Origin of the sequence: Ruminococcus sp. AF17-22AC (genome assembly GCF_003460065.1) — a bacterium.
In the GTDB taxonomy this organism is placed as follows: Bacteria; Bacillota; Clostridia; order Lachnospirales; family Lachnospiraceae; genus Blautia_A.
The window spans coordinates 25,127-51,699 of record NZ_QRXT01000012.1 but is presented as its reverse complement, the minus strand read 5'-3'; the positions used below and the strand labels follow the sequence as shown (position 1 = coordinate 51,699).

Genomic DNA, 26,573 nt, shown 5'->3' with positions numbered 1-26,573 from the left:
ATTTGCTGACAAAAAAGCCCCAACTGTACCGCAGTACAGTTGGGGACTCTATATTTTTACTCTTCTGTTGTATCTTCTGTCGGCTCTTCGTCCACATCGTCCAGAATTTCTTCATCAGCATCATCCATTGTGAGGAGTTCTTCATCTTCTGGAAGTGCTTCTGCAGTTTCTTCGGACTCTGCCGGTATTTCTTCCGGCATCCCGGTATCAAGCTGAATATCTCTGTAACGTTTCAGACCTGTTCCGGCCGGAATCAGCTTACCAATGATAACGTTTTCTTTCAGACCTACAAGATGGTCTACTTTACCTTTGATTGCTGCTTCTGTCAGAACCTTAGTTGTCTCCTGGAAGGATGCTGCTGACAGGAAGGACTCTGTTGCCAGAGATGCCTTGGTGATACCAAGCATAATCTGTTTTCCTTCTGCAGGTGTCTTTCCTTCTTTTTCGAGTTTTTCATTGACTTCTTCAAATTCAAGAACATCAACAAGTGTTCCCGGAAGGAAATCTGTATCTCCGTTTTCTTCGATACGGATCTTCTTCAGCATCTGGCGAACGAGAACTTCGATATGTTTATCGCTGATCTCAACACCCTGCAGACGATATACACGCTGTACTTCACGAAGCATGTAATCCTGAACTGCACGAACGCCTTTAATTCTCAGAATGTCATGTGGGTTTACGCTACCTTCTGTCAGCTCATCACCAGCCTCCAGAACCTGTCCGTCAACGATCTTGATACGTGATCCGTAAGGAATCAGGTATGTCTTAGAATCGCCATTTTCCGGATTTGTAACGATAATCTCACGCTTTTTCTTAGTGTCGTTGATTACAGCAACACCAGGGATTTCTGTGATGATAGCAAGACCTTTTGGCTTTCTTGCCTCGAAAAGCTCCTCAACTCGAGGAAGACCCTGTGTAATATCTCCACCGGCTACACCACCACTATGGAATGTACGCATGGTAAGCTGTGTACCAGGTTCACCGATAGACTGAGCTGCGATAATACCAACAGACTCACCAACCTGAACTGCTTCACCGGTTGCCATGTTTGCACCATAACATTTCGCGCAGACACCAACCTTGCATTTACAGGTCAGAATTGTACGGATCTTAACTTCATCGATCGGACCACCATTTGCGTTTACGCCCTCTTTCATAATACGGGCAGCACGTTTTGGTGTGATCATATGGTTTGCTTTAACAAGGACTTCACCATCTTTGTTTGTGATCGTCTCGCAGGAGAAACGTCCTGTGATACGCTCCTGAAGGTTTTCAATTTCCTCTTTGCCATCCATGAAACCTTTGACATACATACCGGAAATCTCGTCTCTGTTTTCACAGCAGTCGGTTTCACGAACGATCAGTTCCTGAGAAACGTCAACCATTCGTCTGGTCAGATAACCGGAATCGGCTGTACGAAGCGCTGTATCGGACATACCTTTACGAGCACCATGCGCAGACATGAAGTATTCCAGTACTTCAAGACCTTCACGGAAGTTTGATTTGATAGGAAGTTCGATCGTATGACCGGTTGTATCAGCCATCAGACCTCGCATACCTGCAAGCTGTTTGATCTGTTTGTCGGAACCACGGGCACCAGAGTCAGCCATCATGAAGATGTTGTTGTATTTATCAAGACCATTCAGAAGTGCTTTTGTAAGCTCATCGTCAGTCTTCTTCCATGTTTCAACGACTTCTTTATATCGCTCTTCTTCGGTAATAAGACCACGTTTGTAGTTCTTTGTGATCTTGTCAACGATATTCTGTGCATTCTGGATCATCTCTGGTTTCTGAGGCGGCACAGTCATATCGGAAATGGATACAGTCATTGCAGCACGTGTGGAGTATTTGTAACCGGTAGCCTTGATATCATCAAGAACTTCTGCTGTCTTTGTTACTCCGTGTGTATTGATGACTTTTTCCAGAATCTGTTTCAGCTGTTTCTTACCTACCAGGAAATCAACTTCAAGGAGAAGTTCATTGCCCGGGATGCTTCTGTCTACGAATCCAAGATCCTGCGGAAGGATTTCGTTAAACAGGAAACGACCAAGTGTAGATTCTACGATACCTGTCATTTCTCTTCCGTCTGCCAGAGTTCTTGTGCAGCGAACTTTGATTTTTGACTGAAGAGTGATAACTTTATTTTCATAAGCAAGAATTGCTTCGTTTACGCTCTTGAAGAACTTACCTTCTCCCGGATTTCCAGGTCTTTCCTGTGTCAGATAGTAGATACCAAGGACCATATCCTGTGAAGGAACGGCTACCGGACCACCATCTGAAGGTTTCAGAAGGTTGTTTGGTGAAAGCAGAAGGAAACGGCACTCTGCCTGAGCTTCCTGTGAAAGCGGAAGATGAACAGCCATCTGGTCACCATCGAAGTCAGCGTTGAACGCGGTACAAACGAGTGGATGAAGTTTGATAGCTTTACCTTCTACAAGGATCGGCTCAAATGCCTGGATACCCAGACGATGCAGTGTAGGTGCACGGTTCAGCATAACCGGATGTTCTTTGATGACATCTTCCAGTACATCCCATACTTCCGGCTGAAGCTTTTCAACCATTTTTTTAGCATTTTTGATGTTGTGTGAAGTTCCGTTTGCAACGAGTTCTTTCATAACGAAAGGTTTGAACAGCTCGATTGCCATTTCTTTCGGAAGACCACACTGATAAATCTTAAGTTCCGGTCCAACAACGATAACAGAACGTCCGGAGTAGTCAACTCGTTTACCGAGCAGGTTCTGACGGAAACGTCCGGATTTACCTTTCAGCATATCGGAAAGAGATTTGAGGGCTCTGTTTCCAGGTCCTGTTACCGGACGGCCACGACGACCGTTGTCGATCAGAGCGTCTACTGCTTCCTGAAGCATACGTTTTTCGTTACGCACAATGATATCCGGTGCGCCCAGCTCCAGAAGACGTTTCAGACGGTTATTACGGTTGATGATTCTTCTGTACAGGTCATTCAGGTCAGATGTTGCAAAACGTCCACCATCAAGCTGTACCATAGGACGCAGATCCGGCGGGATAACCGGGATTGCGGTCATGATCATCCATTCCGGACGGTTTCCTGATTCGCGGAAGGACTCTACCACTTCCAGTCTCTTGATGATTCTGGCACGTTTCTGTCCTGTAGCATCAACCAGTTCAGCTTTCAGCTCTGCAGCGTCTTTTTCGAGGTCAATTGCTTTGAGCAGTTCCATAATAGACTCTGCACCCATTCCTACACGGAAGTTGTATCCGTATGCTTCACGCGCATCCTGATACTCCTTCTCTGTAAGAACCTGTTTGTACTGAAGTCCGGAGTCTGCCGGATCCAACACAATATAGTTTGCAAAGTATAAAACCTTTTCCAATGTTCTCGGAGAAAGATCAAGGATCAGTCCCATTCTTGACGGGATTCCTTTGAAATACCAGATATGGGATACCGGAGCGGCAAGCTCAATGTGTCCCATACGTTCTCTTCTGACAGATGCTTTTGTAACTTCTACACCGCATCGGTCACAGACAACACCTTTATAACGGATCTTTTTGTATTTACCACAATGGCACTCCCAGTCCTTGCTTGGCCCGAAAATTTTCTCACAGAAAAGTCCGTCCTTCTCTGGTTTCAGAGTACGGTAGTTAATGGTTTCCGGTTTCAGTACCTCACCTCTGGACCATTCTCTGATCTTCTCAGGGGACGCCAGTCCGATCTTGATGGCATCGAAAGTCATTGGCTGATATGTTTCATTGGCTGTGGTTGTTTCTGCCATGTATTCTTTCCCCTTTCTTACTTGTCGTCTTCATCATCATAGGATTCGTCGAAATCGATGAAATCATCTTCTTCGTCCTCATCCTCTTCAACATCTACGAGTTCTTCACCTTCGAATTCCTGCTTTGTATAGCCATGTTTACCGAAGGATTCTTCTTCTCTGTGATGTCTGCTGTCGCCTTCGATTACGGAACGAAGATCTGTATCGCCATAATCTACGGACTCGAGTAAATGTACTTCTGTATTGTCATCTTTGAGAACTTTGACATCAAGTCCCAGAGACTGAAGTTCTTTTAACAGTACCTTGAAGGATTCCGGAATTCCCGGTTCAGGGATATTGTCACCTTTGATGATTGCTTCGTATGTCTTCACACGACCAACAACATCATCGGATTTAACGGTCAGGATCTCCTGCAGTGTATAAGAAGCACCATATGCCTCCAGAGCCCAAACCTCCATCTCACCGAAACGCTGTCCACCAAACTGAGCTTTACCACCCAGAGGCTGCTGTGTTACGAGTGAGTAAGGACCTGTAGAACGTGCATGGATCTTATCATCAACCAGATGATGCAGTTTCAGGTAGTGCATGTGTCCGATTGTTACACGACCGTCGAAATACTCGCCGGTACGTCCGTCACGAAGCTGTACCTTACCATCTCTGGAGATTGGAACGCCTTTCCACAGTTCTCTGTGGTCTTTGTGCTCGTCAAGATATTCCATGACATCAGGAGCAAGTGTATCCTGATATTTTGCACGGAACTCTTCAAAGTCTTCAATATTTACATAATCATTTGCCAGTTCCAGAGTATCCTGAATATCAATTTCGCTTGCACCATCAAATACAGGTGTTGCAACGTTGAATCCAAGAGCTTTGGCAGCAAGACTTAAGTGGATCTCAAGGACCTGACCGATGTTCATACGGGAAGGTACACCCAGAGGGTTCAGTACAATATCCAGCGGACGTCCATTCGGCAGGAATGGCATATCTTCAACAGGGAGTACTCGTGAAACGACACCCTTGTTACCATGACGACCAGCCATCTTGTCACCAACAGAAATCTTACGTTTCTGAGCAATATAAATACGTACTGCCTGATTTACACCAGGGGACAGCTCATCGCCGTTCTCTCTTGTAAATACTTTGGCATCTACGATAATACCATATTCACCATGAGGAACTTTAAGGGAAGTATCGCGGACTTCTCTTGCTTTCTCACCGAAAATAGCACGCAGAAGACGTTCTTCTGCGGTCAGTTCTGTCTCGCCCTTAGGAGTAACTTTACCGACAAGAATATCACCGGCACGAACTTCTGCACCGATGCGGATGATACCACGCTCATCCAGATCTTTCAGAGCATCATCGCCGACACCCGGAACATCTCGTGTAATCTCTTCCGGTCCGAGCTTTGTATCTCTGGCTTCTGCTTCATATTCTTCAATATGGACAGAAGTGTAAACATCGTTCATTACCAGTCTTTCACTTAAGAGGACAGCATCCTCATAGTTGTAACCTTCCCATGTCATGAATCCGATCAGTGGGTTCTTACCAAGGGCAAGTTCACCATTCGCGGTAGAAGGACCATCTGCGATAACCTGACCAGCCTCTACATGCTCACCCTGGAACACGATTGGTTTCTGGTTGTAGCAGTTGCTCTGGTTACTGCGAAGGAATTTGATCAGATGATAATCATCTTTTGTTCCGTCATCGTTTTTGATCGTAATATCAGTAGATGTGGAACGAAGAACAGTACCGGATTTCTTTGCAAGTACACAAACACCGGAATCGACTGCTGTCTTTGTTTCCATACCGGTTCCAACTACAGGAGCCTCTGTTGTAAGAAGCGGCACTGCCTGACGCTGCATGTTGGATCCCATCAGCGCACGGTTAGCATCATCGTTCTGCAGGAACGGAATCAGCGCTGTAGCTACAGAGAATACCATCTTAGGAGATACGTCCATGTAGTCAAACATACGTTTTTCATATTCCTGTGTTTCTTCACGGAAACGACCGGATACGTTCTTATGAACGAAATGTCCTTCTTCATCCAGCGGCTCGTTCGCCTGTGCTACATGATAGTTATCTTCTTCATCTGCTGTCATGTAAACAACTTCTTCCGTTACGACCGGATTTGCCGGATCTTCTTTATTGATTCTGCGATATGGAGCCTCGATGAATCCATATTCGTTGATTCTTGCATAGGATGCAAGGGAGTTGATCAGACCGATGTTCGGACCTTCAGGTGTCTCGATTGGGCACATACGACCATAGTGAGAATAGTGGACATCTCGTACCTCGAATCCTGCTCTGTCTCGTGACAGACCGCCAGGTCCCAGTGCGGAAAGACGTCTCTTATGTGTCAGCTCACCAAGAGGGTTGTTCTGATCCATAAACTGTGACAGCTGAGAAGAACCGAAGAACTCTTTCACTGCTGCAGTTACAGGTTTGATATTGATCAGGGACTGCGGAGAAACATTCTCTGTATCCTGAGTTGTCATACGTTCACGTACAACTCTTTCCAGTCTGGAAAGACCGATACGATACTGGTTCTGAAGAAGTTCACCAACAGAACGGATACGACGGTTGCCCAGATGGTCGATATCGTCATCATGTCCGATTCCGTATTCCAGATGCATATTGTAGTTGATGGAAGCAAGGATGTCTTCCTTTGTGATATGCTTCGGAATAAGGTCATGGATATCTCTCTGGATAGCAGCTTTGATATCCTCAAGATTATCATTTTCTTCCAGAATCTTTTCGAGTACAGGATAGTATACTAATTCTGTAACACCTAAGTCTTTCGGATCACAGTCAAGATCAACATGCGCAGTGATATCGACCATCATACTGGAAAGAACTTTGATCTTACGTTCTTCACCCTGAATCCATACGAATGGTACTGCTGCATTCTGAATCTTGTCAGCAAGTTCAACTGTTACGTTGGTTCCTTCTTCTGCAAGGATTTCTCCTGTAGACGGATCCACAACAGTCTCACCAAGCTTGTGTCCGACAATACGTTTGTTAAAGTGAAGTTTCTTATTAAATTTATAACGTCCAACTTTGGCAAGGTCATATCTTCTCGGATCGAAGAACATTGCCATGATAAGGCTCTCAGCGCTCTCTACTGCAAGCGGCTCGCCCGGACGGATCTTCTTATATAATTCAAGAAGACCTTCCTGATAGTTGGTAGATGTATCTTTTGCAAAACTTGCGAGGATTTTTGGCTCTTCACCAAATAATTCTACGATTTCTGCATTGGTGCCGATACCAAGGGCACGAATCAGCACAGTGATCGGAACCTTACGGGTTCTGTCCACACGTACATAGAAGACATCATTGGAATCAGTCTCATATTCCAGCCATGCACCTCTGTTCGGAATAACAGTACTGGAAAATAATCTCTTACCAATTTTATCATGCGCAATCGCATAGTAGATACCAGGGGAACGCACCAGCTGGCTAACGATAACACGCTCAGCACCGTTGATAACAAAAGTACCTGTCTCTGTCATTAACGGAAGATCTCCCATAAAGATCTCGTGTTCGTTGATTTCCTCTGTTTCTTTGTTAATCAGTCGCACGCGAACCTTCAAAGGTGCCGCGTAAGTTACGTCACGTTCTTTGCACTGTTCGATGGTGTATTTTGCATCTTTTGCATCGTACGTGAAATCGATGAATTCCAGGCTGAACTTTCCGCCATAATCCGCGATCGGAGAAATATCATCAAACACTTCTTTGAGGCCCTCATCGAGAAACCACTTATAGGAATCTTTCTGGACTTCAATCAAATTCGGCATTTCCAGAACTTCTTTTTGTCTCTGGTAGCTCATGCGCATGCTTTTTCCAGTTTTTACAGAACGAATTCTGTTTTTTTCCATTGACGTTTCACCCCTGTTTTTTTATTTATTTTACAACATGATCCTGTTTACGGTTTGAGATAAACAGGCATATCCTTGCCATAATATAGCATTCTTCACTATAGCATAGCAATGTCAACCTGTCAACAACTTTTTTAAATTTTCGCCTTGATTTTTATCTCAAAAATGTTCCCGACATTTTTTTCTATATACCATGTAACGCAAAAACAGGGACACCATAAGGTGTCCCCGTATCGCTTCGTTCTTTAACAGAATTATTTAAGAGTGATCTTAGCGCCTTCTGCTTCAAGTTTTGTTTTGATGTCTTCAGCTTCTGCTTTGGATGCGCCTTCTTTAACAACCTTCGGAGCACCGTCAACTACTGCTTTAGCTTCTTTCAGTCCAAGACCGGTAACTTCACGAACAACTTTGATAACTTTTACTTTGTTCGGTCCAACTTCTGTCAGTTCTACGTCGAATTCATCTTTTTCTTCTGCTGCTTCTCCAGCTGCTCCAGCTGCTGCTACTACAACACCTGCTGCTGCGGATACACCGAATTCTTCTTCGCAAGCTTTTACGAGTTCATTTAATTCTAATACAGATAATTCTTTGATTGCTGCAATAAATTCTTCTGTTGTTAATTTTGCCATTTTAATTTTCCTCCATTTTTTAGATTATTCTCATTAATCGCAGTTACTTACGGGAACCGCGAACTCCGCTACGCTACGTTTGCGTATCGCAAATTTGATTACATCAAATTCACTTTATTATTCAGCGGCTGCTTCTGTTTCAGCTGCTCCACCATTTGCCTCTGCGATCTGATTAAGCACACGAGCAAAGTTGGTAATAGGGGACTGGATGCTTCCAAGAAGTTTTCCAAGAAGTTCTTCTCTGGACGGAACCTGAGACAGAGCCTGGATTCCAGCCTGATCATTGTATGCTCCTTCAACTACACCTGCGATGAGTTCAAGAGCCGGGAACTGTTTTGCATATTTAGCAAGGATTCTTGCCGGTGCTGTAGCATCTGTTGTAGAAATTGCAAGAGCGTTAGTTCCTTCCAGATGCTGGCTAAGTTCTTCACAATCAGTACCTGCGAATGCACGTTTCATCATTGTGTTTTTGTAAACTTTGTACTGAACACCAGCTTCTCTTAATTCCTTACGCAGAATTGTATCCTGTTCAACTGTAAGACCACTGTAGTTAACAAGTACTACTGCCTGTGCGTCTTTAATGCTGTTTGAGATTTCTTCTACGATTGGTTGTTTCAGTTCTACTTTTGCCATAAATGGTACACCTCCTTATAGATTTATACCGCCGCGTCAAAACATAAAAAAAGCCTTACTGCATGACAGTAAGGTCTCTGTAATCTTAAATAGAATACTTAGTCCTCGGTAGGCGTTTTGATCCTTATGCCTTACGGCACCTACTGTCTTCGGCAGCGTTCTATATTAAATTATCATATCTTTTTCTTCATGTCAACTGTTTATTCTAATTTTTTTATGATATAATATAGAAAAAATTTTTCGGAGGACTTATGACCGATCAGATACTTTCCACCCCGGCTGCGTCCTGCTCTCTGCGCTCTATCCGGATCCGCCATGGAAACCTGAATATCCGCGCAGATCTTACAGCCGGTCCTTTTAAATATGTAAAAACTATCCTCTCCTATCAGAATAAACTGGATAAAGACGCCACTTCCTTTGATTTCCGGACAGATTACATTGCTGATAGAAAATCCACTGTGCGCCTGCAGATTTCGCTGAACCTTAAGGATCTGCTGCTCAAAAGCCTGTACTGGCACGTGTACATCATATTGGAAGATCCTGCATCCGGGGAGCTTACAGAGATTCCTGTCCATATGGATACCCGGCAACGGCTTTTTCATAAATTCCTTTATAACGGAGCGCATCATACCGAAAACGGCTTTTCTTTCTATCCGTTTTATACCGGAGACAAAACGCTCGCATTCGCCTACCGTGAGTGTACCCCATACGATGGCACTTTTCTTATTTATAAAGAGATGTTTGCAGTCCTGCTCTACCGTCTCACTCGCAGCTACTGGAAAAAACAGCATATCTGCCTTGTATGTGAAAAATTTTCTTCCATGGCACAGGATAACGGCTATTACTTTTTCAAACACTGTATGGAAAATAACGAACAGTCTTATTTGAACAAGAAGATCCTCTATATTATTGACAGGAAATCACCGGACTATCCGAAAGTCTCACCTTACAGCAAAAATGTCGTACCATTTATGTCGCTCCGCCACATGTGCAGCCTTCTCGCCGCAGATCTGATCGTCAGTTCCGACTCTAAATATCATGCATATGCGACACAGTGTCGGCACAGTATTTTTAACCGCTATATAAAAAAGAAGAAATCTGTTTTTCTCCAACACGGCGTAACTGCCCTGAAACGTGTTGATTCTATTTATGGAAAAGGAAACCGCAGTGCCTGTGATCTCTTTATCGTCACAAATACGATGGAAGAAAAAATCATTCTCGACAATTTTGGTTATGAACCGGCTGAAGTCGCCAATACCGGCTTTGCACGCTGGGATGTTCTGAAAGATTGCTCTCAGGACAGCCATAATATCCTGATTATGCCGACCTGGCGAAACTGGCTTGATTCTGTTTCAGATGAAGCATTCGAAGACAGTACGTACTTCCGAAACTATATGCTGCTTCTCAACTCCGGGCATTTCAATGAAATATTGGAAAAGCATGACCTGCAGATTTATTTTTATCTGCATGCCAAATTCCAGAGTCACCTTAAAACCTTCCATGCAGCCAGTGATCGGATTCATGTGCTCTCCTTTGGCGATACACCCGTAAATGAGATGCTGATGAAATGCCGCATGCTGATTACGGATTATTCCAGTGTCTGCTGGGACATGCTTTATCAAAACAAACCAACTCTGTTTTATCAGTTTGACCTTGACCAATATAACGAGGCACACGGAAGCTACATTGATATGCGCAAAGATCTGTTTGGCGACCGTGCTGAAACTTCCGCTGAACTGTTTGATTATATAGAAGAAGCTGCCGAACATGACTTCGCATTAAAACCAGTCTATGCCCGACAGCGTTCAGAATATTTTCAGTTCAAAGACCAGCAGCACAGCCGACAGATCTGCGTGGCTATCAAACGTCGTTTCTGCTGACACACCAGAGCGCTCTGTCTGCCCATCCTATAATTCCATCTGATATCTTTCCTGAAAGCCGTTCAAACCGAACGGCTTTTTTGATTCCTTCCAAAAAAATTGAAATCACGATGCTGCTCGCCATCAATACAAACCAGATCAGAAATGCATGTCCAAAGGAATATACAAAATTTCCAATCCATTTTGCACGGATAAAACTATGTATGTAAAATACATTCGCAGAATGTTTTCCCATGAACTGCAGGATTTCGCGAATTACCGGAAGATCGATCAAAAATTCATACGACCAGCAGATCACAGACGCCGGAATCAGTCCATTCAGGACAAATTCAAAATGTTCTCTTCCCCACGCACTGTACCAGAATATAAAAAGCGCACACATAATGATTGTTTCTATCATAAATTTAATAAGTTTATTCAACCATTTGTTTCTGACGATCATAAAATCTCGAATCCGCTCCAACACATCCTGATCCGCAAAGCACACTGCAAGCGGCATCACAAACAGGTATTTTGTAAGATGTACATTCTTTTCTATCAGAAAACTTCCCGGAATCAGAAACATCAATACGATCAGCCAACTGTATTTTCTGTAAAAGCGCAGGACAAACGGAAGAAATACAATAAGAAGAACTTCCAGGCTTAAGTACCACCAGGTACTGATCAGCACCTGTGTACCAAAAAGATGTCCCACACAGAAGAAATCCATGACAATGCTGACCAGTGTACTTACCAGTCCCTTCGCATAACTGGATGTATCTGTCAGAAATGTCACGCCCATACAGAAGAAAAACGGAACTGTAAAGAACAGTACCAGATGCAGATAGCGTTCCAGTACAAGCAATGTTCCTTCACGGCCGCTGAACTCAAAGGACTGATATTTCTTTTTCACAGAACGTGTAAGTCCATAAACAGACAAAAAAGCAAACAGACCGACACACTGTACCATGCAGCGGCTGATCATCATTGCTGCTTCTCTGGAAAGCGGTGTAAAATCCACCGATGCCCCCCCACCCATTCTTGATGCCTGCGAGAAGCAATGATAAAAAAGCAAAAAAGAAATCGCAATTCCCTTTACTGCCAACGTATTATTCTTGGTAAATCTGCTTTCTGCCTTCATCCGTATTTTCCTTTCTGATTTTCTGCCTTTCAGACTATTTTATCCCACGGCAATATCCTTTGTCAATTTTCTCCTCGTTGTTTTGCACTCTCCCCTATGTTATAATGAATACACAAATTTCAGAAACTGTCCATCAGAAAGGACACATTACTCAAGGAGGCACTATGCTCAGCAAAAAGATTTCACCATATGATCTGTCAGCAACAGATTGTATTACCACAGAGATCATATCTGCTGCAAATGGAAAAATCACTCTGAAACTTATAGACTTCTCTGCAGACCCAGATGCATCTCTTCGATTTATTTTAAAGCACAACAAAACAGGCATGCAATTATTTCCGGAGGTTTCCCGTCCGGATCCGGACACATATCTTCTGGATTTTTCTTTTATAGAAGCTTTTTATGAGCTTACCGGCACCAATTTTTTCTATCTGACTGTGGAGACCGCAAGCAATTCAGATGTTCATCTGTACCGTCTCTGTCCACCATCCGAGACAGCAGGTTCTATAAAACCCGCTGTTCTTATAGAGGATATTTATCTCAAAGATGATATCAAGGAAGTACAGACCGAACGTGTTGTACTTCTCCAGCCTGCTGCTGACGATTCCCATGCATTCTGGATTACTCTCTGCAGCCGTAACCGCTTTATTCAGGTAACCCATATCTGTGATCTGAGAGGGCTCAGTATGCGCGGCGGAATTTTGAAAATCACATTTGATCTCAAACCGGATTCGCTTGAATATGTAAAAACGATTTTCCGCTTCCGCAATAAGCTTGCCGAAGCTGCCATAGCCTACGACTTCACCACAGTCAGCACCAGAAAACATGGCGATATGCTCCGTATCAAAATTTCTCTGGATCTCCATACTGTCACATGGAATGGTCTTTACTGGGATATTTACGTAGAGGTTTTCGATCCGACAAATAATCGCACCAACCGTATACAGATCACAATTCCCACGCGACGTCGTATGTTCATGAAATTCCTGTATAACGGTTCTTTCCATACACCGGATGACTTTTATGTCTATCCTTATTACACCGGAGGTACCAAACTGGCACTGGTCAATCGTGCCCGCGAACAATACGATGGCTTTGATATCGTTTTGAAAGAATTTACCGCAATGTTTCTCTATAATATAGCAAAGCCTTACTGGAAAAAGAAACACATCTGCCTCGTAGACGAAAAATATTCCACCAGAGCTCAGGACAACGGATATTATTTCTTCAAACACTGCATGGAAAATGACGAAGAAACATACCTTGGACAGAAAATTTACTACATAATCACTAAGGATTCTCCTGATTACGATATGATCCGTCCATATAAGAAAAATGTTGTACACTTTATGACGATCCGACACATGTGTTATATTCTTGCCGCAGAATTGCTCGTAAGCACCGATGCCCGCAGCCACATTTATGCACAGCGAAGCCGCCACAGTATTTTTACCAGATATACAAAGAAACTGCCGTTTGTATTCCTCCAGCATGGGGTTACTGCGCTGAAACGGGTTGATTTCTTTTATGGCAAAGGCAAGCCGGGCAGCTGTGATCTTTTTGTTGTTACCAGTGAAAAAGAAAAACAGATCGTAATCGACAATTTCAATTATGAACCAGATGAAGTTATCAATACCGGTTTTGCACGCTGGGATGTATTAAAAGATAAATCACAGGATTCACATGATATTCTGGTTATGCCGACGTGGAGAAGCTGGCTGGAAGGCGCTTCCGACCGCGAGTTTGAAGAAAGCGACTATTTCCGTCATTATGCAGCATTGCTCAATTCTCAGCGTTTTAAAGATCTTCTGGAAAAATATGATCTGCATGCAAACTTTTATCTGCACGCGATCTTCCAGGCACATACAGAATCTTTCCACATTGCAAGTGACCGTATTCACCTGAAATCGTTCGGTGACACACCGGTAAATGAACTGCTTATGCAGTGCAAAATGCTGATCACGGATTATTCCAGTGTCTCCTGGGATGTCCTGTACCAGAACAAGCCGACTCTGTTTTACCAGTTTGATCTGGACAAATACAATGAAGCGCATGGAAGTTATATCGATATGAAGACAGACCTCTTTGGTGATCGTGCCGAAACACTTGATCAGCTGCTGGATTCCCTGGAAAAAACAATTCAGAACAATTTCCGTATGGAGCCCAAATACGAAAAAATGCAGCAGGAATACTTCCAGTTTGAAGATCATGAACACAGCAGACATATCTGTGAAGAAATCAAAAAATGGATGAAGCGGAAATAATCGCTCTTTTCCATGTTCAGAAAGGTTTTTATGGAACAGACACTTCATATTAAAAGCTTAAAAACAAAAAATAAAAAACTCATTCTGCTTCTGAGTCGTCCTGAGAAAGCCATACAGCTTCAGGCTTCAATCGTTTTTCAGAATACAGGGTTTCATTTTTCACATCCTGTAGAACTGTCGACAGACAATTCATCAGAAATGGTACTAAAGATTGACGCCTCTTTTCTGGAACAAAATGACGGTGACTGGACACTGATTTTTCAGGACACGACTTCCGATACTGTTTACACAGCCGTTCTTGACAGCAAAGTCCGTCTTGCACTCCTTCTCGGAAGGCACTATGTCCGTCGGGGTGATTTTGTGTATTTCCCGATGGGCGGCTCCGGTCACAGTTTCCTGCTCCGATGCCGTCACTGGCAGCCACATGACCGACTCAGTTTCCGAATAAAGGAACTGTCCGCTTTTGCTATTTATAAAATATTCGGTAAACTCCTCAGGAAACGTCATATATGGCTGATCTACGAAAAATTCTGTGTCACCGCGCAGGAAAATGGTTTTTACTTTTTTGAATACTGTATGAAACAAAATGAAAAGAATGTCTACTTTATTCTGGACCGGAAATCTCCTCAGTGGAATGACATGCAGAAATACAGCAAAAACGTGATCCCTTTCTTAAGTTTTCGCCATATTCTGTATCTTTTGACTGCGGATCTGTATATTTCTCCGGACGGACGTCACCATGCCTATATCTGGAAACCGATGCCGAACCCTGTCACAAGAGAGATCAATAAACAAAAACTTTATTTTCTTCAGCACGGAGTACTTTACCTGAAAAATGTAGATAATCTTTTTGGGGTGCATTCTTCCTCGCCTGTGACATATTTTACGGCATCATCTGAATTTGAAAAAAATATCATCACACAGCATATGGAATATGAACCGTCCAAAGTCCCTGTCACCGGACTCGCACGCTGGGACAAGCTGGAAAACACCGCTGATCCGGCACATCCGTTCATACTGCTGATGCCAACATGGCGAAGCTGGCTGGAAGGCCAGAATGATGAGCTGTTTTGTCAGAGCAGTTATTATCGGCACTATACTTCCCTTCTGAATGATCAGGAGTTATTGGATTATCTGAAAGAAAAACAGATTCGGCTTGTATTTTATATTCATCCGAAGCTCAGGGAATTTATTGGTAATTTCCACGCTGATAATAATCTGATCGAACTGATTTCTTTCAATTCCGTGCCTCTGAATCAGCTTCTTATGGGCTGTTCCATGATGATCACAGATTATTCAAGCGCCTGCTGGGATGCTTATTATCTGGAAAAACCGATACTTTTTTATCAGTTTGATCTGAAACAGTACAACGAAACGAACGGAAGTTATGTAAATATGGAAAAAGACCTGTTCGGCGACCGCTGTACAAATCAGAATGAGCTGATACGTCTCATCCGCGAGTATACAGAAAATGGTTTTCAGGAAAAACCTGCTTATGCCGCAATGCGTAACAATCTTTTTGTCGCCAGAGACCACGATAACTGCAAGAGAACTTATGAATACATTAAAAGCCAGGGCTATTAAGCTCTGGCTTTTGTATGTACTCCTGTAATTCTTATTCATTTTTATATACTTCTCAAATTCAGATCAGTTCTGTCAGTACTTTGACAAAGAAGATCACGATGACCACGATCATGACCGGTTTCACTATCTTGTGTCCATTAGATGTAAAACTGTGGCTTCCGAGATAATTTCCTGCCATATTACAGACTCCTGCTGCAATTCCCAGTGGTAGAAGTACTTTGCCATTGATCAGAAATACCACAAGGGCCGTGATATTGGTTGTCAGGTTGATCGCTTTTGTGGTTCCTGCTGCATCATTCAGTGTCATATGACAGAATCCCGTAAACAAAAGCATCAGAAATGTACCCGTTCCCGGTCCGTAAATACCGTCATATACACCGATTACGACCGCAATGATCACGCATTTAAAAATCAGCATTCCATCAATTACGTCTGTTGTATTTTCCTCATTTCCTTTAAGCGCGTTGCTCCTCAGAACATAAAACAAAATTATCGGCAGCACGATCAGCATGGCAATCTTCAAAACGCTCTCCGAAATCAGAAGTGCCAGATGAGAACCCATCCAGGAACCGGCAATCGCACCAAAAACAGCAGGAATACAGATTCTCCACTTCATAAAGCCTTTTTTCATGTAGTAAAAAGACGATACAGAAGTCCCCATAAAACTGCTCATTTTATTTGTTGCAATTGCTGTATGTACAGGCAGCCCTGCGATCATATATGCCGGAAGCGAGATCAGTCCGCCTCCTCCTGCGATCGAATCTACAAATCCTGCCAGAAATACAAAAAAACATACTACCAGATAAACTAAAACCACATTCTCTCCCACATTCCCTGTCCTCAATTTCCCTTTGTATTTTATTACTGTCTGTTATATTATTTGCTATTTCTTTTTCATCGCGATCAGTGTCGGGCGAAGAATCTGTACGTATTCTTCATACATTACTTCTCGCAGAAAATCTACATATTCCCAGAAAGTCAGCTCACCGTCCGGTGTAAGGATTTCAAAATCCGTATCATACACATTTACAAACAATCCTGTCTCCCTAAGTCCGTTCCGAAGATAAAAATCCTTTCTTCTTTTGCGTTCTTCGGCATTTTCTGCTTTTTCATCCTGTGTTTCTATTTCAAAAATATATTTATGATTTTTGAACTTTTTAAGCAATGCCTCCAGTCCCATGCTTCCATATCCGGAATTTCGTTTCTCCGGTGCGACCGCATAATAATCCAGAAGCGCCCGATTCTGCTCCGCATCAATCAGATTGATTGCCAGTCCTGCGAATTCATCTTCGTCGACCATGGCAAGCATCTCCATCTTTCCATCTGCTACCAGTTTTTCCATTACATGCAGGGGCTTTTTCTCCTGTTCCGGAAATGCTTTATCATACAGATCATAAAGCTGCCATTTATATTTTGCGCCTTCATCGGCAATGTTTACAAGTTTCATTTTTTCTCTCCTGCTTAATTATTGATCATATCCGGCCATGACAGAATTTCTCCGGCAATCTTTTCTTCATAATTGCCCTCAATATCCTCACTTCTGCCTGCCTCATAGATATTTGTCTCTGCACCCCAGATTCCATCGTGATATTCCCACACATGGAATTTCAGTCCGCGGAACATAAAATCCAGACTTCCGCAACCGTCTTCTTCGGTATATTCAAACTTGATATTTTTTTGTTTCAGTGCATCCTGTACAATCTGCAGTCTCATATTTATCCCTCACCTTACATTTTTGTCTGCTGTAAATATTATTACAAATGTTGTCTGTTTGTTTCTGTTCACAATAACATCTGTTTTTCTAGTATAACACATCTTCGACGGTTGTCTATTGTAAAAAACGCTTCGATGATTTATTATAGTAAATAGCGAAAAAATGAGGAGTGTAACCTTATGACTACAAAAATGGTTTTTCATGGAAGTGACATAGAAAAAATATGTGACTACTATCATTTAAATAAAGAAGATATCGTCAAATTTGGAGCAAACGTCAATCCGCTGGGACTCTCCGCCTCTGTAAAAAGAGCAATTGCAGAAAATGTTGATCTTTTTTCTTCCTATCCGGACAGAGATTATGTGTCTCTCAGAAATACGATCTCAGAATACTGCAGGATTCCCGCTGAATTTATTTTACCGGGCAACGGTTCCAGTGAACTGATTTCACTTCTGATTCAGGAACGTGCGCCGAAACACACCCTGATTCTTGGACCGACATATTCCGAATATTCCAGAGAACTCTCTTTCTCCGGAAGCACACAGGAATATTATCATCTGCGAGAAGAACGAAATTTCACTCTCGATGTAGAGGATCTATGCAAAACTCTGGAAAACGGTTATGATTTCCTGATTCTCTGCAATCCGAATAATCCGACTTCCTCTGCGATCATGCAGGAAGATCTCCGCAAACTGATCGCATTCTGTGCAGATAAAGATATTTTTGTCATGATCGATGAAACTTACGTAGAGTTCGCACCGGATGTCGATGAAATAACTGCAATTCCTCTGACCAGAGAATTTACCAATCTCATGGTACTGCGTGGTGTTTCTAAATTTTATGCTGCACCGGGCATGCGTCTCGGTTACGGAATTACCGGAAATATGGAATTTCTTTCCAAAATGCGAGAAAAACAGACGCCATGGTCACTGAACAGTCTTGGTGCCTTTGCCGGAGAGCTGATGCTCCGTGACCACGACTACATTCAGAAAACGCGTGATCTGATTCTCGATGAGCGTGACCGCATGGAGCAGGAACTTCAAAATATCCCTACTTTTAAAGTTTATCCTGCCTATGCCAATTTTATCTTATTAAAAATCCGCCGGGACGGTCTGACTTCCGCCGATGTCTTTGAGGCCTGCATCAAAAAAGGCCTGATGATCCGCGACTGTTCTTCCTTCCAGTGTCTGGACGGTGAATTTGTCCGCTTCTGCATCATGATGCCCGACGATAATACAAAACTCTTAAACGTACTGAAGCAGCTGTGATCCAGCTGCTTCTTTTTTCATTGCATATCGAGGAGGCGCCAGGGTACGTCCGCCGGTTCAATGTTGCATATGAAGGTACTTCTCCCGGGTAGCCAGTCCGCCACGGATGTGGCGTTCTTCCTTATTGACATTAAGTATCTTACGGGCTTCCCCTGCAAGGCCGGGATTGATTTCGCTTAGCCGTTCTGTGACATCTTTATGTTTGGTTGTCACTAATTAGAACGGTTTCATCTAAGCCTAAATCACCGAAGATTCGTAAGTAAATATCTACGTTACCATCCTTGTCTACTTCAATTTTCTGGATAATCCGTTTAAGCTGTGCATTGGTCATCTGGTGAACATCGGAAATATCTTCAATCTCTTTAAACGTGCGATTCAAGATTGTTTCCAGTTGTTCACCTTTTGTCAGGTGATAAGCAACCATTTTCAACTCATTCTCCAGACGCTCGATTTCCTGTTTTGTGCCGCCGATTTTTTCATTCAGTTCCTCACGTGTAATGAGGTCATCGGTGTACATATCCATGTATTTCTGACGCATTTTTTGAAGCTTGTGAAGCTGTGCGTTCAATTCCTTTTCGTAATTCAGGTTCTCATCCTTGGCTTTGTAAACCCTCTGGAATTCGCCTGTTACGTGACGAATTACATTTTTCTTTGCTTTCAGCAGCTCGGAAAAGTATTCGGACAGAACTTCAATCAACTCTTCCTCGTCCACTGTCTGAGCATTCGGGCAGCTATCCGCCCCACGTCCATTATGACCGGAACATACCCAGCGAATATAAGTATTCTTATAAGTACGAACAGTTCGTCGAAATGACCAGCCACATTCCTTACATTTAATCAGAGTAGAAAACAAATACTTATTGCTCTGCCGTTCCTTTGTTAATTTAAAAGTCTTGCTTCTGCACTCCAAAATCTCCTGTGCCTTTTCATACATTTCCGGCTCAATAATCCGCAGTTCCGGACGTTCTGTTACCATCCACTCCGTTTCATCTTTTTCCGTTCTCTGTCCGGTCAGGAAGTCAGTTACTTCCTGCTTTCCATTGATAATTTTTCCGGTATAAAGTTCATTCGTTAAAATCCGGCACGTCGCATTCTGGCTCCACTGACAATTACGCTTTGTTCGGATGCCTTTCGCATTCAGCATGTTTGCAATCTTGGCGGCACCATATCCTTCTTCGATATACCATTTATAAATCTGCATGATAACAGCTGCTTCTTCCTCGTTGATTGCCAAATTAAAGTAATCTCCAATGGTTTTATCATATCCGTACACAATATTCGGAACTCGTCCTTTTTCAGCATTCATTTTCTTGCCGAATTTCACACGCTTTGAAGTATTGGCACTTTCTTCCTGCGCCAATGCACCGAAGATTGTCAGAACAAATTCACTGTTTCCCATGCTGGTCATGTTGGCCGTCAAAAACTGTGTCTCGATTCCTAATGCTTTCAGTTTGCGGACATTCTGCAGAAGGTCTACAGTATTTCTGGCAAAGCGAGAGATGTCCTTTACTACTACCATATCAAATAGTCCATGTTCAGCATCAGCCATCATGCGTAAAAATTCTTTTCGATTTTTTATTTTCGTGCCTGAAATACCCTCATCTGCATATAATCTAACTAAGTTGTCACCAGTACGCTGGGTGTACTCAGAGAAAAATTGCTTTTGAGCTTCCAGACTGTTGAGCTGATCAGCTTTATCAGTGGAGACACGACAATAAGCAGCTATATTCATATCTAATACCTTTCTGTTATATTTAAGTCGTTCTGTTACAACTTTATTGTACCATCTAAAATATAATTGTAAATAGCAAAATAAGGAATACCCTTTCTTCAGAATATTCCTTATATGCATTACTCTTCGATAAAAAAATTTTCTAACAATAGCATAATGGATTGTTCATCAACATTACCTGGTTCTTTTAAATTTTTTTTCTTTTTATTCAATAACAAATATGTATCTGTAAAAACATCTTGTATCGTCCCAAGGCATTTATCTTTTGCTAATTTAACCATCAACTCAAGAATTACACGATCCACATAGATATGCAAATGTTCTCCTAACATTTGTATTCGTTTATGGCTTTCCCCTGCATGAACAATAGCATTTCTAAGCCTATATAAGCGATAAAGATGCCATTCAATTCTTTGACAATACTTTTCGGAAAGATGCCATAATTTTTCGCGATTTTCTCTTTGCTCATATAAGTTATATATTTTATAACGTATATTGGGATAATACTTAAGCTCATTCGCAAAATAATCTTCTCGATATTTCTCATATTTTTCAAGAAATATAAAGCCTGCGATTTTACAAATCTCTTTATCGAATTCTGTTATATCTTTAAGCAACAAACTTACTTTTCGATTACCTAAATTATTTTTCAAATCGTCAAGTATATTAGAAAATATGCATTCGAAATAGTCATTTTGTAGAATGGAAACTATATTATCAGTAACGCTTTCAATTTTGGATTTTGAACTATCTGTAACACTTGCAACCTCCAACGCTGACCACAAATTAAGAAATGCATCATTTAAGTCTTGTTGATTTAATGCCGCATTATGCAAATCAACAATCTTATTAAGCTGAGAATAAGTTTCCTTTCCTTTTTCTTGGCATCCCAAAACAATTGTATCTATTTCAGTTTTAAAATTTTCTCGTGGCTCAGGCTTGATACTTTTATACCCAAACGCTTTTACGGGAAGAATTATTCCCTCTTGGGTATCTTGTCGAATTACCAATCCGTTTTTACCTATTACACTGATATTATCATTCAAAAAAACTTCTAAATATCTCAAAAAAATTTCTAATGCAGAATACGCTCGTTTCATTGCTGAATAATTATCATATGCCTTTGTTTCCATAACCCCTATAAAGGACTTTTGCTTTCTTTTAATCTGTTTAAAGCAACCATCATCTTCAAACGAAATATGCAATCTTTCATTTAACAACTTTTGATATGGCTTTAATTTTTCATAAAAAACAAAGTACACTTTGTATTTACCAATTTCAAAATCAAACCTATTCAAAAAAATCTGTGCTTTTTTTCTGGATCATTTATACTTTCCTCAAATATATTTCTCAGGAATCTATATATATATTCCGATGAATATCCATGCCATAGCAAAAAAGCAAGCCAAGCACGAAGTCCTTTTTCAATTTCTGTTTTACGGTTTGATTCCGACAAATTTTCTTTCAAGTATTTACAACATATTTCATAGTACTTTTTCTTTGGTATCTTATTGAATATATAATGTACCGCTGTTCTTTGATCTTTATCTAAAAATTTTGCCATCTCTTCAATAACTTCATATTTATACAACTCTCGAACAATAACGTCTGTCATTAAACTCGACTTAATCTCTTTTGCAATTATATCTAATTGATATTGCTTAATACTCCCTTTCACCACATCTTTTTCAGTATCAACATATTCTTCTAATAATGTTTGTGTATTATGAACAGGCGCTTTAACAATATCATCTGAATAATGAAACAACATTTCTTGTAGTCTTTGAACAAAAAATAAATATCCATCCTTAGTAGATGTCCAATCTTGTGTAATATATTTCATTTTTCATCCCCCTCGCATTTTTGTAAATCAATCATTTTTTATCAAGTACCACTTTGCATACCTATTAGTTCCTGTTGTAACAACAATTCCATCCTTTTTCATTGCCTGTAACAAATTAGAAACCTTCTTCGATTTCTGTTCATCGCTAAGTACTTCTGGCAATGCTTTTTCCAGTACTTCCATTAAATCTCTTTTGCTGGCTTCTCCCATTGACTGAAGTGCTTTTATAATTAACTGCTTGCAAATATCATCATCTAACCCTTTATTTCGAACATAAGCAGCTTTCTGTCCGACAATATCTGCCACCTTGAAAGATACAAAAACATTAGGATAACGTCCTTCCACAAGACCTTTTTTCTTCAAATCCTTAAAGCTTTCTTTAGAAACTACTTCCTGTTTCTGAACTTTATCCAACAAAAATACAGTTCTCATATCTAAATCTTCATTGGAATATAAAAGCTGAGTATAATTCTTATCCAATATCTTTCCGTACACAGTCACTGTAACTCTATTAATTGTGTTCAAATCATATGTCGGCAATGGGAAGCATTTATCACGCTGTATCTGATACATCATTGGTATTCCCATTGAATTTGTATCAATCATATACAGATTTACCATTGCGTTACACAAAAACACATTTCGATAATACGGTGGTTTATATCCCGGTTCCAGTGCTTGTTCAATAGTTTCTGGTATAAAAGCCCCCTCATTGATAAATACCAGTCTGTCCTCAAATTCCTCTACGTTGATTTTTCCACGCAAGCGATAGTCCTGATGAGCAATACAGTTATTAATAATCTCTTTGATCAGCTCTGGTTCATATTGATCTACTTCATCCGGAAACAAAGTCTGCTGTCCGGCAATATAACGATACTTTACATTTCTGATCCTGGAATATACCTTATCCACTGCCATTAACATCGGTATATCAAAATGTTCATAAGCTTTTACCGAATTATCTGCATTATAAAGTGTCCAGGTAATTCTAGGAATAAAGCCATCAAAGAAATATTTAGCCTCACTTTTTCCTAATAACAATAATGCCGTTCTGGTGATTTTTCCTTTTATTGTAATACCAGCTTTATTTAAAACCTCAATATCAGACAGTTTCTTTAAAACTTCCTGTGCTTTTTTTCGATCACTCTGACGTTTTGAGAAAAGTTCTCTTGCTCTTTTAATCGCTTCTTCATCCAAGTCTTCTATCGTTGCATCTTCTACAATTTCTTTTGACCAATCCATTCCTATTTGACTTCTAAGTAGATCTACTTTATTCATCGGAAGCGGTGATATAGATTCATGCTCTCTGGCATACGCTGCCCCTTGCCATGTTGTCGGAATCCCCCTAATAGCTGGAGGAATTTGAAATGCTATCACTCGACATTTTTCCATTGTCAGTTCGTATATCTCCAGAAATGTCAATCGTTCATTGGTTCCATTTACGATTTCCTTTTTCAAACTTTGCAGACTTCCCTGTTTCCGAAATTCCGTTCCTACATATCGTTTATCATCCGAAATTCCGAAAATCAGCCACGCCTCCTGTAATCCCCGAAGATTTGCTTCATTGCTAAGTGCAGAAAAATATTTACCAATGTCATTAAACGAATAATTTGTGCGTGCTTCTTTAAATTCTACAACTTCATTTTCAAAAGATTCTATCATGCGAACAATCTTTTCTTTTAATTGGCTATCCGTATATATCATATTCTTCCGCCTTTCAAAATTTTCTATGACTAAATTCTATGACTAATCTATGACTTTCTAGAACTAATTTTAACTGATTTTCAGACAGAACACAAGCAATAGCAAAAAAATAAAAGGCATCCCACGCGCTACGCAGGACACCCTCCATCATGTTTTGGTTCATTGGGAAGCTCATCCGCTGCTTCTTGTATTGCCTGTTCCACCTTACTTGCATTTGCTTCAATCAATATCTTTAACAGATAGTCGGCGGTTACTTCCGCAGTGTTTGGATTATGGAATCGATAATTAAGTTTTCTCTTTTTCATAGCGGAATTTCCACCTCCTCCCGTATGTCTTTGTCCATAACTATGAAAATGTTTTTTGAAATAGTCCTGCCAAATGCCATTCCTGTTCAACTTAAATAGATGCCGGTCAAAGGGGCATCCCTGTTGTAAACCACCGCTGTAAACAAACTCCAAAAAATCTAATTCTTTTTGTTTTTTCAGTTTTCTTTCCTCAATACCAAATTACTCTTATATATCTGTTTACTGTTTACAAATTCTACAAGTCAAAGCAATATCCATAGAAAAAAGTGTAAACAACACGCCAACTACCGTAAACCTGACTGGCATTTTACTGGAAAGGTAACTCCACCTGCCGGGCTTCCTTCTCAGTAATCGGATGCCAGTCATTTTCATTTTTTAAGTCTTTTGCGTCTCGTTTACAGTTTTCGTTTACACATACCCACGAACGCTGTGTACCGTAATCCTTGAATCTTGTCATCGTCCCCTGTTTCCAACCCACAATGCTTGTATTCATGATTTCACAGATGCGGTCTGTCTCCGCCTTCTTCGGCTTTACATAAGGATTGTCCAGTGCCTCTTTAAAAAGCATCAATGAACAGACTTTTCTGTCTTCATGTTCATCCAGCCATGCCTGTATCATTCCGGCTTCCGTATCATCCGCCATGAACTCCTGCCGCAGTTTATCAAGCTGTGTTTCTGTTTCCTTTGAAAACGCCAGTTTAAAATTTCCATTACGGTACAACATCATTGCTTCCGCCCACACCTGATCAATATACTGTCTGGATTCCTTCTCATTTTCGAGGATATGAACCTCCATCTCTGCCCGGTTCGTCTGAACCGGAACGAATCTTCGATTTCCGGTACGGTCAAACGGCAGGAATCGCTTAATATTGGATGTTCCTCCAAATACACATTGCCTCGGACGATCAAGAGCATATACTGCATAAGAATCCCGATAAGTCTCTTTCTGCCTGCTCAGAAAGCTCTTTGTTTCCTCAATACTCTTAGAGCGTGCCGTTGCGACCATTTCAGACATTTCAATCATCCAATGACCACGAAGCTGACAATAAACTTTTTCCGAATCCAGTTTGCCGATGTCATCAGTGAACCAGTCATCCTTTACTGCCATGAAACGAAAAAATGTAGATTTTCCCACGCCCTGACCCCCGACCAGACAGAGCATATATTCAAACTTAATTCCGGGGCGGAACGCACGGGCAATAGCTCCCAGCAAAAACATTTTCATACTTTCATAGGTCAACTCATCCACAGGTGCACCAAGAAAATGATGCAGCACATAGCGGATACGTTCCTGCCCATCCCATTGCAGACTGTTCAAATAATCCCGGACAGGGTGATATTTGTTCCGATCTGCCTGATGGACAATACTTTTCTGCACAATCTTATCCATCGTCAGACCGTAAGTCTCTTCCAAATAAAGCATAATATAGTTCAAATCCATATCTGTGAATGCCGGGCTTATCCGTTCCCACCACACGGGTTTTACAATGTCTGTCTGCTCAGTCAAAATATTGTGCCGGAATACATCTTTTAACAGAGGATCATGTTCTAAAATTAGCTTACAGTTATGCCGATTGTTTTTCACAGCACCCTTCTGTGTCATTTCCAGTTGTTCTCTGATTTCCTCTACTGTCAACTCCGTTTCCATTATATCCATTACTTCGCACAATTCCTGTCGTGTCTGTGGTGATAAAGTCTGAAATTCTCTGTTCAATCGCTGTCACCTCCTTCCCATGAGCCACCACTACGGCAACTCGTTCTTCTAATGTGCCTGATAATAATGTATCCAACAGGTACTCTGTTTCTGATATTTTTTCCAATGCCTCCATAAACAGCGGATGCCAGACATCTTCCACCTGTTTCGGAGCACACTCTTCTTTCCACTGTTTCAACAAATGCAGGTAATCTGCCAGTGCACGGAAATATCTATTTTCTGCCTGCAGATACCTCTGTTCCTGTGTTAGCTGTCGTTTGATTTGTTTTCTCTGTGGCGGGCTGTGCCCCATGTTCTCATAATGTATAGAAAAATCTCTTGCCAATTTCTCTGCCGCCTCTTTTGGTTTTAAATTGTACAAGTGTGCCGTAAAATCAATCACATCCCCATCTGCCTGACATCCGAAACAATGAAAACGCCTGTCCACTTTCATGCTTGGATTCTTGTCACGGTGAAATGGACAGACCGCCATTCCATTCTTGTTTACCCGTATTCCATAGCTTTCTGCAGCCTGCCGGGTAGTCACAGACTGTTTAACTGCTTCAAGTATATTCAT

20 protein-coding genes and 1 other annotated feature are annotated in these 26,573 nt (G+C 41.4%); of the genes, 4 read left to right on the top strand and 16 right to left on the bottom strand.

The features are described 5' to 3' along the window. Nucleotides 1–56: 56 nt before the first annotated feature. The 4 genes from rpoC to rplJ form a co-directional block, all read right to left on the bottom strand. On the bottom strand, nt 57–3,752 hold the full coding sequence (gene rpoC, locus DWW86_RS14285; protein ID WP_072522262.1) for a DNA-directed RNA polymerase subunit beta': 3,696 nt from the start codon (nt 3,750–3,752) through the stop codon (nt 57–59). 17 nt (nt 3,753–3,769) lie between these two features. Then, nucleotides 3,770–7,627 (bottom strand): DNA-directed RNA polymerase subunit beta, encoded by a 3,858-nt coding sequence (gene rpoB, locus DWW86_RS14280; RefSeq protein ID WP_072522263.1) that lies wholly within the window; start codon nt 7,625–7,627, stop codon nt 3,770–3,772. A gap of 254 nt (nt 7,628–7,881) precedes the next feature. Beyond that, nucleotides 7,882–8,256, bottom strand: coding sequence for a 50S ribosomal protein L7/L12 (gene rplL, locus DWW86_RS14275; protein WP_015541728.1), 375 nt, complete (start codon nt 8,254–8,256; stop codon nt 7,882–7,884). A gap of 117 nt (nt 8,257–8,373) precedes the next feature. After that, nucleotides 8,374–8,889 carry a 50S ribosomal protein L10 gene (gene rplJ, locus DWW86_RS14270; protein WP_072522264.1) on the bottom strand — a complete coding sequence of 172 codons (516 nt, stop codon included), beginning with the start codon at nt 8,887–8,889 and terminating at the stop codon, nt 8,374–8,376. A gap of 37 nt (nt 8,890–8,926) precedes the next feature. Further along, nucleotides 8,927–9,060 (bottom strand) — a sequence feature (ribosomal protein L10 leader region). A gap of 80 nt (nt 9,061–9,140) precedes the next feature. Here rplJ and DWW86_RS14265 point away from each other — a divergent pair. Continuing rightward, the gene (locus tag DWW86_RS14265) at nt 9,141–10,769 is read left to right on the top strand and encodes a CDP-glycerol glycerophosphotransferase family protein (RefSeq protein ID WP_117943773.1); all 1,629 of its coding nucleotides are present in this window, start codon (nt 9,141–9,143) and stop codon (nt 10,767–10,769) included. On the opposite strand, the gene DWW86_RS14260 is transcribed toward DWW86_RS14265, so the two are convergent. Then, nucleotides 10,750–11,889, bottom strand: a complete 1,140-nt coding sequence (locus DWW86_RS14260; protein WP_117943772.1) for a hypothetical protein — start codon at nt 11,887–11,889, stop codon at nt 10,750–10,752. The two genes, DWW86_RS14265 and DWW86_RS14260, sit on opposite strands and share 20 nt — an antisense overlap. 164 nt (nt 11,890–12,053) lie before the next feature. Here DWW86_RS14260 and DWW86_RS14255 point away from each other — a divergent pair, with 164 nt between their 5' ends. Both DWW86_RS14255 and DWW86_RS14250 read left to right on the top strand, forming a co-directional pair. Continuing rightward, nucleotides 12,054–14,153 carry a CDP-glycerol glycerophosphotransferase family protein gene (locus tag DWW86_RS14255; RefSeq protein ID WP_117943771.1) on the top strand — a complete coding sequence of 700 codons (2,100 nt, stop codon included), beginning with the start codon at nt 12,054–12,056 and terminating at the stop codon, nt 14,151–14,153. A gap of 30 nt (nt 14,154–14,183) precedes the next feature. Continuing rightward, nucleotides 14,184–15,737, top strand: coding sequence for a CDP-glycerol glycerophosphotransferase family protein (locus tag DWW86_RS14250; RefSeq protein ID WP_181985367.1), 1,554 nt, complete (start codon nt 14,184–14,186; stop codon nt 15,735–15,737). A gap of 58 nt (nt 15,738–15,795) precedes the next feature. Here the strand turns inward: DWW86_RS14250 and DWW86_RS14245 are convergent, their stop codons facing one another. The 3 genes from DWW86_RS14245 to DWW86_RS14235 form a co-directional block, all read right to left on the bottom strand. Then, nucleotides 15,796–16,554, bottom strand: coding sequence for a sulfite exporter TauE/SafE family protein (locus DWW86_RS14245; RefSeq protein WP_117943807.1), 759 nt, complete (start codon nt 16,552–16,554; stop codon nt 15,796–15,798). Nucleotides 16,555–16,620: 66 nt separating this feature from the next. Beyond that, complete coding sequence (locus DWW86_RS14240) at nt 16,621–17,184, bottom strand: GNAT family N-acetyltransferase (RefSeq protein WP_117943769.1); 564 nt, start codon at nt 17,182–17,184, stop codon at nt 16,621–16,623. Between the two features lie 14 nt (nt 17,185–17,198). Then, on the bottom strand, nt 17,199–17,450 hold the full coding sequence (locus DWW86_RS14235; protein WP_117943768.1) for a kinase: 252 nt from the start codon (nt 17,448–17,450) through the stop codon (nt 17,199–17,201). A 180-nt stretch (nt 17,451–17,630) separates the two neighbouring features. On the opposite strand from DWW86_RS14235, the gene DWW86_RS14230 reads away from it, so the two are divergent. Further along, the gene (locus tag DWW86_RS14230; RefSeq protein WP_117943767.1) at nt 17,631–18,719 is read left to right on the top strand and encodes a pyridoxal phosphate-dependent aminotransferase; all 1,089 of its coding nucleotides are present in this window, start codon (nt 17,631–17,633) and stop codon (nt 18,717–18,719) included. 57 nt (nt 18,720–18,776) lie between these two features. On the opposite strand, the gene DWW86_RS14225 is transcribed toward DWW86_RS14230, so the two are convergent. The 8 genes from DWW86_RS14225 to DWW86_RS14195 all read right to left on the bottom strand — a co-directional run bounded on the left by DWW86_RS14225 (nt 18,777) and on the right by DWW86_RS14195 (nt 26,573). Beyond that, the gene (locus DWW86_RS14225) at nt 18,777–18,932 is read right to left on the bottom strand and encodes a sporulation transcriptional regulator SpoIIID (protein WP_117943766.1); all 156 of its coding nucleotides are present in this window, start codon (nt 18,930–18,932) and stop codon (nt 18,777–18,779) included. After that, the gene (locus DWW86_RS14220; protein WP_117943765.1) at nt 18,916–20,451 is read right to left on the bottom strand and encodes a recombinase family protein; all 1,536 of its coding nucleotides are present in this window, start codon (nt 20,449–20,451) and stop codon (nt 18,916–18,918) included. The genes DWW86_RS14225 and DWW86_RS14220 overlap by 17 nt, the downstream gene beginning before the upstream one ends. A gap of 119 nt (nt 20,452–20,570) precedes the next feature. Further along, entirely contained in the window at nt 20,571–21,749 is a 1,179-nt protein-coding gene (locus DWW86_RS14215) for a hypothetical protein (RefSeq protein WP_117943764.1), read from the bottom strand. Next, the gene (locus DWW86_RS14210) at nt 21,746–22,294 is read right to left on the bottom strand and encodes a hypothetical protein (RefSeq protein WP_117943763.1); all 549 of its coding nucleotides are present in this window, start codon (nt 22,292–22,294) and stop codon (nt 21,746–21,748) included. The genes DWW86_RS14215 and DWW86_RS14210 overlap by 4 nt, the downstream gene beginning before the upstream one ends. Before the next feature lie 27 nt (nt 22,295–22,321). Continuing rightward, on the bottom strand, nt 22,322–23,998 hold the full coding sequence (locus DWW86_RS14205; protein ID WP_117593511.1) for a DUF8451 domain-containing protein: 1,677 nt from the start codon (nt 23,996–23,998) through the stop codon (nt 22,322–22,324). A gap of 128 nt (nt 23,999–24,126) precedes the next feature. Continuing rightward, nucleotides 24,127–24,303, bottom strand: a complete 177-nt coding sequence (locus tag DWW86_RS17175; protein WP_171030313.1) for a hypothetical protein — start codon at nt 24,301–24,303, stop codon at nt 24,127–24,129. Between the two features lie 307 nt (nt 24,304–24,610). Continuing rightward, nucleotides 24,611–25,960 (bottom strand): virulence-associated E family protein, encoded by a 1,350-nt coding sequence (locus tag DWW86_RS14200; RefSeq protein ID WP_008707132.1) that lies wholly within the window; start codon nt 25,958–25,960, stop codon nt 24,611–24,613. Further along, nucleotides 25,869–26,573 carry a CHC2 zinc finger domain-containing protein gene (locus DWW86_RS14195; protein ID WP_117943762.1) on the bottom strand — a complete coding sequence of 235 codons (705 nt, stop codon included), beginning with the start codon at nt 26,571–26,573 and terminating at the stop codon, nt 25,869–25,871. The genes DWW86_RS14200 and DWW86_RS14195 overlap by 92 nt, the downstream gene beginning before the upstream one ends.

Coding starts and splice junctions, on each gene's coding strand:
- DWW86_RS14230 (WP_117943767.1), top strand. CDS start 17,631: ATGACTACAAAAATGGTTTTTCATGGAAGTGACATAGAAAAAATATGT.
- DWW86_RS14220 (WP_117943765.1), bottom strand. CDS start 20,451: ATGAATATAGCTGCTTATTGTCGTGTCTCCACTGATAAAGCTGATCAG.
- DWW86_RS14210 (WP_117943763.1), bottom strand. CDS start 22,294: ATGAAATATATTACACAAGATTGGACATCTACTAAGGATGGATATTTA.
- DWW86_RS14260 (WP_117943772.1), bottom strand. CDS start 11,889: ATGAAGGCAGAAAGCAGATTTACCAAGAATAATACGTTGGCAGTAAAG.
- DWW86_RS14195 (WP_117943762.1), bottom strand. CDS start 26,573: ATGAATATACTTGAAGCAGTTAAACAGTCTGTGACTACCCGGCAGGCT.
- DWW86_RS14265 (WP_117943773.1), top strand. CDS start 9,141: ATGACCGATCAGATACTTTCCACCCCGGCTGCGTCCTGCTCTCTGCGC.
- rpoC (WP_072522262.1), bottom strand. CDS start 3,752: ATGGCAGAAACAACCACAGCCAATGAAACATATCAGCCAATGACTTTC.
- rpoB (WP_072522263.1), bottom strand. CDS start 7,627: ATGGAAAAAAACAGAATTCGTTCTGTAAAAACTGGAAAAAGCATGCGC.
- DWW86_RS17175 (WP_171030313.1), bottom strand. CDS start 24,303: ATGAAAAAGAGAAAACTTAATTATCGATTCCATAATCCAAACACTGCG.
- DWW86_RS14255 (WP_117943771.1), top strand. CDS start 12,054: ATGCTCAGCAAAAAGATTTCACCATATGATCTGTCAGCAACAGATTGT.
- rplJ (WP_072522264.1), bottom strand. CDS start 8,889: ATGGCAAAAGTAGAACTGAAACAACCAATCGTAGAAGAAATCTCAAAC.
- rplL (WP_015541728.1), bottom strand. CDS start 8,256: ATGGCAAAATTAACAACAGAAGAATTTATTGCAGCAATCAAAGAATTA.
- DWW86_RS14240 (WP_117943769.1), bottom strand. CDS start 17,184: ATGAAACTTGTAAACATTGCCGATGAAGGCGCAAAATATAAATGGCAG.
- DWW86_RS14205 (WP_117593511.1), bottom strand. CDS start 23,998: ATGATATATACGGATAGCCAATTAAAAGAAAAGATTGTTCGCATGATA.
- DWW86_RS14250 (WP_181985367.1), top strand. CDS start 14,184: ATGGAACAGACACTTCATATTAAAAGCTTAAAAACAAAAAATAAAAAA.
- DWW86_RS14235 (WP_117943768.1), bottom strand. CDS start 17,450: ATGAGACTGCAGATTGTACAGGATGCACTGAAACAAAAAAATATCAAG.
- DWW86_RS14200 (WP_008707132.1), bottom strand. CDS start 25,960: ATGGATATAATGGAAACGGAGTTGACAGTAGAGGAAATCAGAGAACAA.